Here is a 13,097-nt window from a genome sequence, read left to right on the forward strand (position 1 = left end):
GTAATCCGGCGAGGATTCGCGAGCCTCAACACCAACACGGAAAAAGGCCGCATCGGCGGCCTTTTTCCTTCACCGCGCGAGCGGCGGTGAGCTTGGGTGAGCGAACCGTGTCGCTCAGGACGTCTTCACGTCCATATCGATGCGCTCGTAATTGCGCTGCGCGATGTTGCCGTCGGCGCCGTCGGAAATCTCGAACAGGCCCTTGGCGAAGCCGTAGTCGTTCTGGTTGAGGTTGCGCGCCATCGACACCGAGAACTGATAGTTGCTGATCGAGTTGCCGTCGTAGTCGTGCGCCATCAGCGATGGCTGGCTCATGCCGCCGAGCGTGTCGCCGGCCTTGTCGGCCTGGCGGTTCAGGGCGGACATCTGCGCTTCGGTGAAAGTCAGCTTGACGGTCTGATTGGCATGGATGGCGCCGTCCTGACTGGCGCCGCCGCTGGCGGCCCAGTTGAGCATCTTGGCCACGTTGGCGCCGTTGGCGCCGCCGGTGTTGACGGTGAACTGGTAGGTGCGCTCGGACAGGATCTCGGTGCCCTGCGCATCGAAACGCTGGGTGAGGTTGAGCGGGACGTTGTCGCCGTATTTGACCTGACTGGTCAGCGCCACCGAGCCGTCCGGGTAAGTGGTCTGGGTGAAGGTGCCGGTGTTGGGCGAATTCAGCGCGATGTCCGCCTTCAACTCGGCGCTGCCGAACGGCTTGATCTTGGCCTGCAGGCGGCCCTGCGAGGAGAAGTCGAAGCGTTCGATCGAGGCCACCTCGCTCACGCCCGGCGTCTGGTGCGCGACTTCGCCGGTGGCGTTGAAATGCGCGTAGGCGGCCTGGCCGTCGGGATTGGCCAGATCGAACGTCGCGGTGCGCACGTTCGACTCGCCCAGGTTGTCCTGGCGGCCGAGCATCACCGAACCCTTGTCGAAGCGAAATCCCGCGCCGTTGAAGGCCTCGAAGGCTTTGTTCGGCCCGCTCATCACCTGCACGTGGGTGTCGTCGACCTTGGTCACCGAGTAACTCACGCCCTCGCCGTCCTTGATCTTGGTCTCGAAGCCGATATGGCGGAACGAGCCGGCCAGTTCGGTCTGCTGATAATCCTGCCCGTCCATGATCACCGTCGCGCCCTTCGGGATCGTGGTCGGATCGAACGGGTTGATCGTCGCCGCCGTGGCCGGGTTCTGGTTTTCGCCGGGCAGGATCACCTTGTAGCGGGCGCGGAAGCCTTCGCCGCTGCTGGCTTCGCCTTCGATCGCGTTCTTGCCGCCGACGCCGCCCTTGGCGCTGAGCAGAGTGACCTCGGCGCCGGTGACCTGGATCTCGGTGTTGCCGTTCTTGTTCGCGATCGACATGGCGAGTTCGCCCTCGGCCTTCACCTTGAACTGGACCTTGTTGCCGTCCTGCCCGGCGGGCGTGTGATCGAGCTTGCCGGTGAGCTTGACGCTGCCCGCGCCCGGATTCCAGGTGATGCTGCCGTTGGCGTTGCCGGCGCTGTATTCGCTGGTCGGCGCGCCGTGGGTCGCCTTGTACGGGCTCGACATCGGATCTTGCGTGACGCTCTGCGGCGCGGCCGGAATAGTGAGGTCGTCGCCGTGGAAGATCGGATCGGCCTGGCCGGTCATCCGGGCTTCGTCGCGCCGCGCCTTGTCGCTGAACAACTGCGGATTGGCCTCGCGCAGCGCCTGCGGGGTGATGCCGAACTTGTCCGCGATCTCGGCGACGGTTTCGTTGTAACCGACTTTGTACGTGCTCGGCTGCGTCTGCGGCTGATAAACCGGACCGCCGCCGCCATCGATTGCGGGCATGTTCATGGGGAAAGCCTCGGGGGGATGAGTTGCGCGCAGTGTAGGAAGCGCGGCCCATCGTCAAACCTGGGAGAGGCCCTAGGTCGTGGCTGTCATAATTCGGATCTCATGCGCGGCGTCACAGTTGCGAAGGTTCGATTCGCTTTGCGAAGGCTGTATCGCTGTAAAAAAAACGTCACGAAAGCTGCTTTTTTTTGCGGCTCGGGCGATAAGCCGTCATCGCCGCTCGATGACGGCTTTGCTCCACCGCGATGTCGGCGCCGCGAGCCCGTAGCCTCCGCCGTTACGAGTCGATTGCATGGCCACGACGCACATGAACCGTCGCCGCGCCGCCTCACCCTGGCTTCATCCCCAGCCCACAAGCGCCACCCAACCTGCGAGGCATCGCGATACCGATGTCGTCGCATTGAGCCCCGACATCGCCGCGATCCGACGTCCCCACTCGCAGGAACCCGCAATGACTCGTTTATTTTCGCTGTCCACGCTGTCGCTCGCGCTGCTCGCCTTGGGCGGCGGCTGTTTGCTCGCGTTCGCTTCGATCGGTTCGACCATCGACGAACAAGGCTTCCTGCACGAGCCCTTCGGCCTGCTGCCGATCGGTTGGCTGCTGATCTTCGCCGGCGCGCTGCTCGCGATCGTCGCCGGCCTGCGCAAGTTGCTGCGCGCGCCGGCGCGACGGACGCGCTGAGGCAGCGCGCCGGCGCGAAAAGTCGCGCAGGCGATCGGCTGACGCGGCCGCGGAGCGCGAATGCACTCCGCGGCCGATGCGCTTATTTCGCCGCCGACGATGCGCTCTTGGTCGAGGCCGGCGCTTCCGGCTTGGCATTTTTCACATACAGATCCAGCCAACGGTTGGTCTCGGCCAGCAGTTGCATGATCGATTCGCGCGCGCGGTAGGCGTGGGCTTCGTTGGGCAACATCACCAGCCGCGCCTTGCCGCCCAGGCCCTTGATCGCGGCGAACAGGCGCTCGCTCTGGATCGGGAAGGTGCCGGAGTTGTTGTCCTGCTCGCCGTGGATCAACAGCAGCGGGTCTTTGATCTGGTTGGCGAAGTTGAACGGCGACATCGCCTCGTAGGTGGTCTGCGCCTGCCAGTAGTTGCGTTCCTCGGACTGGAAGCCGAACGGCGTCAGCGTGCGGTTGTAGGCGCCGCTGCGGGCGATGCCGGCCTTGAACAGGCGCGTGTGCGCGAGCAGGTTGGCGGTCATGAACGCGCCGTAGGAATGGCCGCCGATGGCGATGCGGTTACGGTCGGCGACGCCGCGCCGCACCACTTCGTCGATCGCCGCCTGGGCGTCGGCGGTGAGCTGCTGGATGTAGGTGTCGTTGGGCTCGCGATCGCCTTCGCCGACGATCGGCATCGACGGGTTGTCGAGCACGGCATAGCCCATCGCCAGATACGGCAACGGGCCCCAGTAACTCACCGCGTTGAAGCGATAAGGCGAACCGGTGACCTGGCTGGCCGCGTCGGCGGATTTGAATTCGGCCGGATACGCGTACATCAGCATCGGCAGCGGGCCGTTGCGCTTGGCGTCGTAGTTGGGCGGCAGATACAGGTTGGCGGTCAGTTCGACGCCGTCGCTGCGCTTGTAGCGGATCTGCTCTTTCTTGATATCGCGCAGCTGCGGGGTGGGATGCGGAAACTGAGTCAGCGCGCGCGGCTTGGCGTCGGCCTGGCTCAGATCGCGCAGGTTGAGGTTGCCCGGTTCGGTCGGCGACTCGCGCATCGTCAGCAGGCGCGTGCCGGCGTCGTCGATCAGCATCAGCGGTTTTTCGTAGTACGGCGCCTGCGAGTGGAACAGGCGGGTTTTCTGCTTGCCGGCCAGATTCAGGCGATCGACGAACGGACGATCGCCCTCGCTCGATGCGCCGTCGCCAGCGTAGTACAGGCTGGCGCCGTCGGCCGATCGCAGCAGGCGCTCGAAGCCGTTCGCATCGCGCTGCATCAGCGGGTCGCCGGGCGCGTTGTAGCGGTCTTCGCTGGAGCCTTCGAACACCAGCTCGGGCTCGCGGTCGCCGTGATCCGGGGCGATCCGCCACTGCCGGATCTTGCGCGTCTTCCACCAGAATTCGTCGATCAGCGCCAGGTCGCCGTCGCTCCAGCGCGCGCGTTCGAAGCGCGAGCCCAGGCGCGCGATGGTCTGCGGCGGATTTTCGAACGGCGCGGCCTGCATCAACACCGCGTCGCGGACTTCGGCCGCGCGCGCGGGATCGCCGCCGTCCTGGGCTTCGGCCCAGACCAGGGTCGCCGGCGCGTCGCTGCGCCAGTCGATATCGCGCACGCCGACCGGCACCGCGTCGTTGCCGGTGGGCAGGCCGTCGATCAAGGGCACGCGCGCGACTTCGTGTTCGAACTTGCCGTCGGGAGTCAGCACTTCGATACGGTGGGCGAACATCGATGCCGGCACTTGGTACGAGAACGGTCGCTCCAGTTTTATCGCCAGCACGTGGCGGCCGTCCGGCGACGGCGCGGCTTCGGTGTACAGCGCGGGCAATCCGGCCTTGGCGATCTGGCCGGTCAGATCGACCGTGGCCAGTTGCGAACGCAGGTAGTACTCGAACACGCGCGCGTCGTTTTCGTTGCGCAGCAGATCCTGGTAGGTGCGGATCTGGCGCACGGTCTGGCTGGCCTGGGTTTCCTGCGCGGCCGGGCCGCTCGGAGCGGCATCGCCGGCGGGCGGCTCGCCCAGCGCTTGCGGCTGCAACTGGATCAGCAGGCGGCGGCTGTCGGGCATCCACGCATAGCCGTTGCCGCCGACGGTGTTGAGCCCGGACGCCAGCTTGCGGGCGTGGCGGGTTTCGCGTTCGACCAGCCACAGCTCGTTGGCGCCGCTGGCGGCATCGACGCGGTTGAAAGCGATCCAGCGTTGGTCGGGCGACCACTGCAGGGTCGCCAGCGACAGCGGCGACGGCAGGCCTTCGATCTCCAGGCGCTTGCCGCTTTCGACATCGAGCAGGCTCAATCCGGCGCCGAAGCTGAAGCGGCTTTGCGCGTGCACGCGCGGGTGGATGCGCAGACCGGCGAGCTTGAGCTCGGGCTGCGCGACCACGGCGATGCCCGGCAGCGACGGCGTTTGCACCATCGCCACGGTGTCGCGGCGCGGGCTGAGGAACATCGTCGGCGGACGCGGCGCATCGACGATGGCCTGCAGCGGCTTGGGCGGCAGTTGGTAGCCGTCGGCCATCGCCTGCGGTGCGGGCGCGGCGGCGGGCTTGGCGGTGCGCGCGGACGCATCCGGCGTCAGCAGCGCCAGCGCCAGGGCCGGCGCCAGCAGGCTCAGCAGCAGGCCGCGGCGGCGCGGAGCGGGCGGAAGCAGGCCGTCGCGGCCGGAACGTCGCGCGTTGGATTTCATATCGTTGCGATCCTCAAGGAATGAACGTCGGCTGCGCCCCGCGCGACGGCCGGCGCGACCGCCGGGCGTGCGCAGCGCCCGCCCGAGCTTAGCCCGCGGCCGCGACCGCCGGCGTATGCCATTGGGGCCGCCCGCAGGTCCGGCGGCGGCGGATGCGCCGATGCCGGCAGACCATGCAAAGCCGTTGCCGGCGCGGGCTTTGGCGTGGGCGATGGACGGCCCGGCGCGGGGTTCCGGGGCGGATTCAGCGTGCCCGCGCGGCCGGTGTCGTGCGGCCGCCATGGGCGCCGCGATATACTGTCCGCTCAACCCGCCGAGGGGCGCTGCGACCGTGAACGCCACGGCCAGGCTCGGCGAGGTGTAGGCCCCAACGGCGCCCGGTTTGAGTCCATCGGCGTTCCCTGCCGAGGCTCGCCGGACCCGGCATCCCGCCGGCTCCCCAAAGAACTGGAGCTCCTCCCAATGAACGCACTACCCAAGACCTTCTCGACCGAAGGCGATTACAAGGTCGCCGACATTTCCCTGGCCGATTGGGGCCGCAAGGAAATCGACATCGCCGAGCACGAAATGCCGGGCCTGATGTCGATCCGCAAGAAGTACGCCGTCGCCCAGTCGCTCAAGGGCGTGCGCGTGACCGGCTCGCTGCACATGACCATCCAGACCGCGGTCCTGATCGAGACCCTGCGCGACCTCGGCGCCGACGTGCGCTGGGCCTCGTGCAACATCTTCTCGACCCAGGACCACGCCGCCGCGGCGATCGCCGCCAGCGGCACCCCGGTGTTCGCCTGGAAGGGCGAGTCGCTGGAGGAATACTGGGACTGCACCCTCGCCGCGCTGACCTTCCCGGGCAGCGGCAACGACAAGCACCTCGGCCCGCAGCTGGTCGTGGACGACGGCGGCGACGTCACCTTGCTGATCCACAAGGGCTATGAGCTCGAAAACGGCGACGGCTGGGTCAACACCCCGTCGGGCAATCACGAAGAACAGGTGATCAAGAACCTGCTCAAGCGCGTGCATGCCGAGCGTCCGGGCTTCTGGCACACCGTCGTGCGCGACTGGAAGGGCGTGTCGGAAGAAACCACCACCGGCGTGCACCGTCTGTATCAGCTGGCCGAAGCCGGCGGCCTGTTGGTCCCGGCGATCAACGTCAACGACTCGGTCACCAAGTCGAAGTTCGACAACCTGTACGGCTGCCGCGAATCGCTGGCCGACGGCCTCAAGCGCGCGATGGACGTGATGCTGGCCGGCAAGGTCGCGGTGGTGTGCGGTTACGGCGACGTCGGCAAGGGCTCGGCCCACTCGCTGCGCGCTTACGGCGCCCGCGTCGTGGTCACCGAGATCGACCCGATCAACGCCCTGCAGGCGGCGATGGAAGGCTTCGAAGTCAACACGGTCGAGAGCACCCTCGGCCGCGGCGACATCTACGTCACCACCACCGGCAACAAGGACGTGCTGACCCTGGCCCACATGCAGGGCATGAAGGACCAGGCCATCGTCTGCAACATCGGCCACTTCGACAACGAGATCCAGGTCGATGCGCTGGTGGCGTCCGGCGCCAAGCACCTCAACATCAAGCCGCAGGTCGACAAGTACACCTTCGCCAACGGCAACTCGATCTTCCTGCTGGCCGAAGGCCGCCTGGTGAACCTGGGCTGCGCCACCGGCCACCCGAGCTTCGTGATGTCGAACTCGTTCTCCAATCAGACGCTCGCGCAGATCGACCTGTGGGCGAACAAGGACAGCTACGAGGCCAAGGTCTACATCCTGCCGAAGAAGCTCGACGAAGAAGTCGCGCGCCTGCACCTGGAAAAGATCGGCGTGAAGCTGACCACCCTGACCGACGACCAGGCCAAGTACCTGGGCGTGTCGGTGGACGGTCCGTACAAGCCGGATCATTACCGCTACTGATCGGCTCCGCCGTCGGGCGGGTTAGTGCGATGACAGACGGGCGCCTTCGGGCGCCCGTTTTTTTGGGGCGACATGGCAAAGCAAATCCCCCGGCGCAGTCGGATTCGTCCGAGACGCAGCACGCAGGCGCCAGCCCCCTTTTTCAAAGGGGGCGACTTCTCACAGAGGCGACGGTTCGCGCCCCCAATCGCCGTTGCCGTTGCTGTTCCCCCCTTTGAAAAAGGGGGGCAGGGGGGATTTGCTTCACCCGCCCGTTGTCCATCCACCGCGCCCTATGCACTGCGCCGCAACGACCAAAACGGAATATCCCGCCGCAACCGATACCCATTGCGCTCATACAACTCGATCGCCCGTGGGTTCTCGTGGCTCACATGCAAAAACGGAATCCGTCGGCGTGCGTGGTTGTCGTTCGACAAAAAGATCAGCAACCGGCGCGCGTACCCGCGGCCGAGGAAATCCGGGTGGGTGCAGATGGCGCTGAGTTCGGTGCAGTCGTGCGTGCCCATGCGCTCGCCGGCCATCGCGGCGAGGCGATCGCCTTGGTAGATGCCGAAGTAACGGCCCAGGTCCATGGTGCGCGAGCGGAAGTAGTGCGGGTAGACCAGCGCGGTCAGGGCCAGTACGTCGTCGCGCTGGCCGGGGCCGAGTTCGACGATGTTCGTGGCGTCGGCCGCGGCGATGGGGTCGGGGCAGATCATCTGCGCCAGGTCGGTCATGTGGCGCAGTTCCCAGCCGGGTCCGACGCTCGGCGCGCGGCCCAGTAGCAGCGCGGTGTCGCCGGGCGGGACCAGGGCGGCGAGCGATGCGTCCATCGCTTCTCCGTGGCGGGCGACGCCGAGAAACGGCGCGATCGATGCGGGGTAGCGCGCGGCGTCGCCTTGGCCGAGGGCCAGGTCGCGATGACGGGTGCTCAGCGATTGCCAGATGGGGTTATCGAGGACGTGGTCGGGCATGGCGCGCGGTTCGAACCGGAGATGCGGAATCTATAGCGCAGTGGCGCGGCGAACGCAGCCGGCACGGCCGAATGGGCAGGCATGTCCGCCCAGGCGGCGGTTCGATCTCATCAGGCCGCTTCGGGCCCGCAAGGCCGCGCTTGCATGCCCCTGTACTCGCCACGCGATGCCACGGAGTGACCCCGCCGCCCCTTCCCAGCTCAGCCCCGCCCCGTTTCCGCGGCAACCAACCCCGCCAAAACAAATTTGATTCATCGCGATAAAGAGATATTATCCCCATACTTCTCGCCCACGCCGCCGCGGCCCCGCCCATGCTGCCCATCAGCTTCGAGTTCTACCCGCCCAAGACCGACGATCAGCGCAGCCAGCTCGACAAGACCGCGGCCAAGCTCAAGCCGTACACGCCGCACTATGTCTCGTGCACGTTCGGCGCCGGCGGTTCGACCCTGAGCTATACGCCCGAAACCATCCGCCGGCTGCGCCAGAAGCACAAGCTCGACGCCGCGCCGCATCTGTCCTGCGTCGGCGGCACTCGCGTGGAGATCCGCGAACTGCTGGCGCTGTATCGCGACATCGGCTGCAAGCGCCTGGTCACGCTGCGCGGCGACCTGCCCTCGGGCATGGCCAGCGCCGGCGATCTGCGCTACGCCAACGAACTGGTCGAATTCATTCGCGCCGAAACCGGCGACCATTTCCACATCGAAGTCGCCGCGTATCCGGAAACCCATCCGCAAGCGCGCGACGCGCATTCGGATCTGGAGAACTTCAAGCGCAAGGTCCGCGCCGGCGCCAACGGCGCGATCACGCAGTACTTCTACAACCCCGATGCCTACTTCCGTTTCGTCGACGACGTGCGCGCGTCCGGCATCGATATTCCGATCGTGCCGGGCATCATGCCGATCGCCAACTTCAGCCAGTTGCGGCGTTTCTCCGACATGTGCGGCGCGGAGATTCCGCGCTGGATCGCCCAGCGCATGCAGGCCTACGGCGACGACGCCGACAGCATCCGCGAATTCGGCGCCGACGTAGTCGCGCAACTGTGCAGCCGTTTGATCGAAGGCGGCGCGCCGGGCCTGCATTTCTACACGCTCAATCTGGCCAAGCCGACCTTGACGGTGTTGTCGCGCATCGCCTGAGGCGGCCCGCGGCGGCCGCGAAACAGCCGTTCATGTACATTTAAACGGATGCGGTTCGTCACAAAAAATAATATCCAGGTCTAATACCTGCGACGAACTGCTAAGGCAGTTCTCACCTTGATCTTGTCCTAGGACAAGTTCGGTCTTGAGCGCCGAGACGGCGCGGTAGCTCACTGCTTGCAGGATGCATCGCCGCGACGAGCGATGCCCTCGCGACCGCCGTCGCGGACCCAGGCCACGGGTTCGCGGCGCGCAGCGGTCCTCTATGGAGAGTGAGCATCATGATGTCCGCACGCAATAAACTGCTGCCGTTGAATCTCGCCATCGCTCTGTCGCTGGGCTTCGCCGGCGCCGCTTCGGCCGCCTCGCCCGCACCGCTGTTCTCCTCGCCCGCCAACGCCGTGCTGCGCAGCGCCAACACCGATACCGCCTACAAGGCGGTCAAGGCCGAGCGCGCCGCGGTCAAGGTCGATCTGGTCCGCGCCGACACCGCGCAGATCAGCGTGAACCAGGAAGAACTGCTGCTCAACCTCGCTCCCGGCGTCAATCTCAAAGCGCATAAGCTGCAGGCGCAAAGCAAGCCCGACGGCATCGTGATCTGGCAAGGCCTGGTCGGCGATCCCAAGGCCCAGCTCAAGCGCATCAATCAGTTCACCGGCGCGGAGTTGATCGACAATCCGGAAGAGTCCGCCATCATCGTGCGCCAGGGCGACCAGATGTCCGGCACCGTGCGCAGCGGCGGCAAGCTGTATCGCATCGATCCGCTCAAGAACGGCGGCCACACCGTCAGCCTGATTAACGAAGCGCTGATGCCGCCGGATCACCCGGCCGCGGCTTACACCGCCAAGCCGATCGTGCCGTTCCTCAACGATCCCAAGTTCGACGAAGCCGCGGCCGGCGAAAAGGCGATCTCGACCGTGCGGGTGATGGTGGTCTACACCCAGGCCGCCGCCAACGCGGTCGGCAACACCTTGACCAAGGCCAACCTGGCGATCACCGAGAGCAACCAGAGCTTCGCCAACAGCGCGGTCAACGTGCGCTTCGTACTGGCCGGGCAATACACCAACAGCTACGTCACCGCCGGTTTCGACACCGACCTGAGCCGCTTCCGCGGCACCAGCGACGGCTACCTCGACAGCTATCACGCCACCCGCAACAGCATCACCGCCGACGTCAGCGTCCTGGTCATCACCGATCCGGCGTACTGCGGCCTGGGCTATCTGAACTCGAACGCGGCCAGCGCCTTCAGCGTGGTCGGCGCCAGCTGCATGACCGGTTACTACAGCTTCGCGCATGAGATCGGGCATAACTTCGGCGCGCACCACGATCCCAGCAACGGCACCAACACGGTTTATCCCTACGGCCACGGCTATTGGGGCCCGAGCAACGCCTGGCGCACGATCATGGCCTACAACTGCCCGGTCAATTGTCCGCGTCTGAACTATTGGTCGAATCCGAACATCACCTACAACGGCGCGCCGATGGGCACCGCGGCCAAGAGCAACAACGCCCGGGTGTTGAACGAACGCGCGACCACGGTGGCGGCGTTCCGCTGATGATGGTTGCGATCGCGCGGGGCGTGGGGTTGTAGCTGCGTCCGCTCGATGTTCTGTGTGAAGCTCGCCGCCGCGGTGTTTGCGGCGGCGAGTTTGTTTTGGGGGTTCGTAATATCTGATAGGAAAGCATCGGGGCTGAAGCTCCCTCCCACAAAAGCCTTCCCGCTCGCGAAGTTTCTTGTGGGAGGGAGGCTTTTGTGGGAGGGAGCTTCAGCCCCGATGCTTTTCATTCAAATCACCAGAAACTTTCGCTTCAAGCCTTACCTCGAAGCCATCGAGCGCCTTCCCGCACCTCCCCACCCCATCCGCAAATCCACGCCTGCGCACTGTCCACGACCGCTCCCCGGCGCTAGTCTTCGCCGATGCCTTCGTTCGCCCGACTCTGCCTGTCCCTGCTGCCTCCGCTCGCCTTGACCGCGGCCGCGCTGCATCCCGGCGCCGCCCAGGCGCAGATCCGCCGCTGCACGGACACGCGCGGCAATTCGGTCTACACCGATCGCGATTGCGCCACGGTCGGCGGCGTCGATCGCCTGCCGCGCGGCGCCGCGCAAGCGCAACCACCGGCCTACACCGGCGGCTGCGCGCGCAATCTGCGCGATCTGGTCGGCCAGATCACTACCGCCATCGACGCGCACGACGGCAACAAGCTCGCCTCGGTGTATCACTGGGCCGGCATGTCCGACGCGAAAGCCTATTCGGTGATCGAGCGCCTGGATGCGATCGCGCAACGGCCGCTGCTCGACATCGCGCCGGTGATGCCGGCCGTGCCCGTGGCCGCGCCCGCGGCCGGCGAATGGACCACCCTGCCGCCGGCGGCGCCCAATGCCGCGCTCGCGCCGTTGCCGCCGGTCCCCTCCGCGCCGCCGCCGGCCACCGGCCTGGGCCGTCCGGCCGGGATGGACGCCGAGGCCGCACCGCCCGCCGCCACCGCCGACCAGAGCGAAGCCGCGGCGCCGGTCGCGCAACGTCGCGCACCGGTAGCGCTGCGTCTGGAGCAAACCCTGGGCAACGGCGTCACGCCGTCGCGCACGGTGTTCGGACTGACCCGCCATTTCGGCTGCTGGTGGATCAAAGGCTGAACGGGCGCGCCGCCCTCGTGCGGCAAAGCACATACCTCGGCGTCGGTTGGGCCGGAGTACCGGCGCAGGGCACAATAGCGGTTTCCCCACCCGACCACGGAAGCCGACGATGCAATACCCCGAATGGATCTGGCATAACGGCGCGATCAAGCGCTGGGCCGAAGCGACCACCCACGTCATGTCGCACGCGCTGCATTACGGCTCTTCCGTATTCGAAGGCATTCGCACCTACGACACGCCGAACGGTCCGATCATCTTCCGCTTGAACGACCACAACACCCGTCTGTTCGCGTCGGCCAAGATCTACGACATGGGCATTCCGTATTCGCTGGCGCAGCTCAACGACGCCTGTCACGAAGTCATCAAGGCCAACGGCAATACCACCGATTATCTGCGTCCGGTCGCCTATCGCGGCCTGGGTGGCTTCGGCCTGTCGGCCGACACGCCGACCGACGTCGCGGTCGCGACCTGGAAGATGGGCCAGTACCTGGGCGCCAGCGTGCTCGAAGAAGGCATCGACGCCTGCGTGTCGAGCTGGCAGCGGTTCGCGCCCAACACCATTCCGGCCGGCGCCAAGGCCGGCGGCAATTACCTTTCGGGCCAGCTGGTCGCGCGCGAAGCGCGGCGCCTGGGCTTCGGCGAAGGCATCGCGCTGGCCTCCACCGGCCTGCTGTCGGAAGGCGCGGGCGAGAACCTGTTCCTGGTCTTCAACGGCGCGCTGCACACCACGCCGGTGAGTGCGGCGCTGCTCAACGGCCTGACCCGCAACACCATCATCACCCTGGCGCGCGACGTCGGCATCGAAGTGATCGAGCGCGATCTGCCGCGCGAATACCTGTACCTGTGCGATGAGCTGTTCATGTGCGGCACCGCCGCGGAGATCACCCCGATCCGTTCGGTCGATGGCCGCCAGGTCGGCACCGGCCGTCGCGGTCCGGTGACCGAGCGCATCCAGGAGCTGTTCTTCGGCCTGTTCAACGGCAAGACCGCGGACAAGTACGGCTGGCTGGAAGCGGTGAAGTAATCGCGTCAGCGCGCGATCGCGGCGATCGCATCGCCGCGGCCGATGCCGCAACCGCGCGCGCCCCCACGACCCGCAGGCCTGTCCTGCGGGTCGTTCGTTTTTGGCGCCTCGATGGACGCCGCCGAGCGAGCGCGGCGCCCATCGCAACCTCGCCGCATGCATTTGACAGCGCCGTCGCCGCGCGCGTATAGCTCGTTGAGCGCATTCGCCCGAGAGGCCGGCATGTCCGTCCGCCACGCAGTTCCCTGTCTCGCCGCAGTCGCCGCGCTCGCCGTCAGCGCTTGCGCGCATACCGGG

9 protein-coding genes and 1 riboswitch are annotated in these 13,097 nt (G+C 66.6%); of the genes, 6 read left to right on the plus strand and 3 right to left on the minus strand.

Annotated elements, in window-relative coordinates; translation table 11 throughout:
• Positions 1-114: 114 nt before the first annotated feature.
• Positions 115-1,797, minus strand: a complete 1,683-nt coding sequence (locus J7J50_RS19035) for a LysM domain-containing protein (RefSeq protein WP_215056612.1) — start codon at positions 1,795-1,797, stop codon at positions 115-117.
• A 292-nt stretch (positions 1,798-2,089) separates the two neighbouring features.
• Here J7J50_RS19035 and J7J50_RS19040 point away from each other — a divergent pair, with 292 nt between their 5' ends.
• Positions 2,090-2,479: a DUF3955 domain-containing protein gene (locus J7J50_RS19040; RefSeq protein ID WP_215056611.1), complete on the plus strand. Its 390-nt coding sequence runs from the start codon at positions 2,090-2,092 to the stop codon at positions 2,477-2,479.
• Between the two features lie 82 nt (positions 2,480-2,561).
• On the opposite strand, the gene J7J50_RS19045 is transcribed toward J7J50_RS19040, so the two are convergent.
• Positions 2,562-4,976 carry a prolyl oligopeptidase family serine peptidase gene (locus tag J7J50_RS19045; RefSeq protein WP_215056672.1) on the minus strand — a complete coding sequence of 805 codons (2,415 nt, stop codon included), beginning with the start codon at positions 4,974-4,976 and terminating at the stop codon, positions 2,562-2,564.
• Between the two features lie 477 nt (positions 4,977-5,453).
• Positions 5,454-5,530, plus strand: a riboswitch (S-adenosyl-L-homocysteine riboswitch).
• Positions 5,531-5,606: 76 nt separating this feature from the next.
• Here J7J50_RS19045 and ahcY point away from each other — a divergent pair.
• Entirely contained in the window at positions 5,607-7,052 is a 1,446-nt protein-coding gene (gene ahcY / locus J7J50_RS19050; RefSeq protein ID WP_215056610.1) for an adenosylhomocysteinase, read from the plus strand.
• Between the two features lie 272 nt (positions 7,053-7,324).
• On the opposite strand, the gene J7J50_RS19055 is transcribed toward ahcY, so the two are convergent.
• The gene (locus J7J50_RS19055; protein WP_215056609.1) at positions 7,325-8,005 is read right to left on the minus strand and encodes a GNAT family N-acetyltransferase; all 681 of its coding nucleotides are present in this window, start codon (positions 8,003-8,005) and stop codon (positions 7,325-7,327) included.
• A gap of 311 nt (positions 8,006-8,316) precedes the next feature.
• Between J7J50_RS19055 and metF the strand changes: the two genes are divergently transcribed.
• The 4 genes from metF (at position 8,317) to J7J50_RS19075 (ending at position 12,800) form a co-directional block, all read left to right on the plus strand.
• On the plus strand, positions 8,317-9,141 hold the full coding sequence (gene metF / locus J7J50_RS19060) for a methylenetetrahydrofolate reductase [NAD(P)H] (protein ID WP_215056608.1): 825 nt from the start codon (positions 8,317-8,319) through the stop codon (positions 9,139-9,141).
• A gap of 284 nt (positions 9,142-9,425) precedes the next feature.
• Positions 9,426-10,697: a M12 family metallo-peptidase gene (locus J7J50_RS19065; protein WP_215056607.1), complete on the plus strand. Its 1,272-nt coding sequence runs from the start codon at positions 9,426-9,428 to the stop codon at positions 10,695-10,697.
• 362 nt (positions 10,698-11,059) lie between these two features.
• Entirely contained in the window at positions 11,060-11,776 is a 717-nt protein-coding gene (locus J7J50_RS19070; RefSeq protein ID WP_215056606.1) for a hypothetical protein, read from the plus strand.
• Between the two features lie 109 nt (positions 11,777-11,885).
• Positions 11,886-12,800: a branched-chain amino acid transaminase gene (locus tag J7J50_RS19075; protein WP_215056605.1), complete on the plus strand. Its 915-nt coding sequence runs from the start codon at positions 11,886-11,888 to the stop codon at positions 12,798-12,800.
• Positions 12,801-13,097 lie beyond the last annotated feature (297 nt).

It is taken from the genome of Lysobacter sp. ISL-50 (assembly GCF_018612875.1).
In the GTDB taxonomy this organism is placed as follows: domain Bacteria; phylum Pseudomonadota; class Gammaproteobacteria; order Xanthomonadales; family Xanthomonadaceae; genus Lysobacter.

What these genes read in the sequence shown, in the direction of transcription:
- metF (WP_215056608.1), top strand. Translation starts at nt 8,317, where the DNA reads ATGCTGCCCATCAGCTTCGAGTTCTACCCGCCCAAGACCGACGATCAG.
- J7J50_RS19070 (WP_215056606.1), top strand. Translation starts at nt 11,060, where the DNA reads ATGCCTTCGTTCGCCCGACTCTGCCTGTCCCTGCTGCCTCCGCTCGCC.
- J7J50_RS19055 (WP_215056609.1), bottom strand. Translation starts at nt 8,005, where the DNA reads ATGCCCGACCACGTCCTCGATAACCCCATCTGGCAATCGCTGAGCACC.
- J7J50_RS19035 (WP_215056612.1), bottom strand. Translation starts at nt 1,797, where the DNA reads ATGAACATGCCCGCAATCGATGGCGGCGGCGGTCCGGTTTATCAGCCG.
- J7J50_RS19040 (WP_215056611.1), top strand. Translation starts at nt 2,090, where the DNA reads ATGGCCACGACGCACATGAACCGTCGCCGCGCCGCCTCACCCTGGCTT.
- J7J50_RS19045 (WP_215056672.1), bottom strand. Translation starts at nt 4,976, where the DNA reads ATGGCCGACGGCTACCAACTGCCGCCCAAGCCGCTGCAGGCCATCGTC.
- ahcY (WP_215056610.1), top strand. Translation starts at nt 5,607, where the DNA reads ATGAACGCACTACCCAAGACCTTCTCGACCGAAGGCGATTACAAGGTC.
- J7J50_RS19075 (WP_215056605.1), top strand. Translation starts at nt 11,886, where the DNA reads ATGCAATACCCCGAATGGATCTGGCATAACGGCGCGATCAAGCGCTGG.
- J7J50_RS19065 (WP_215056607.1), top strand. Translation starts at nt 9,426, where the DNA reads ATGTCCGCACGCAATAAACTGCTGCCGTTGAATCTCGCCATCGCTCTG.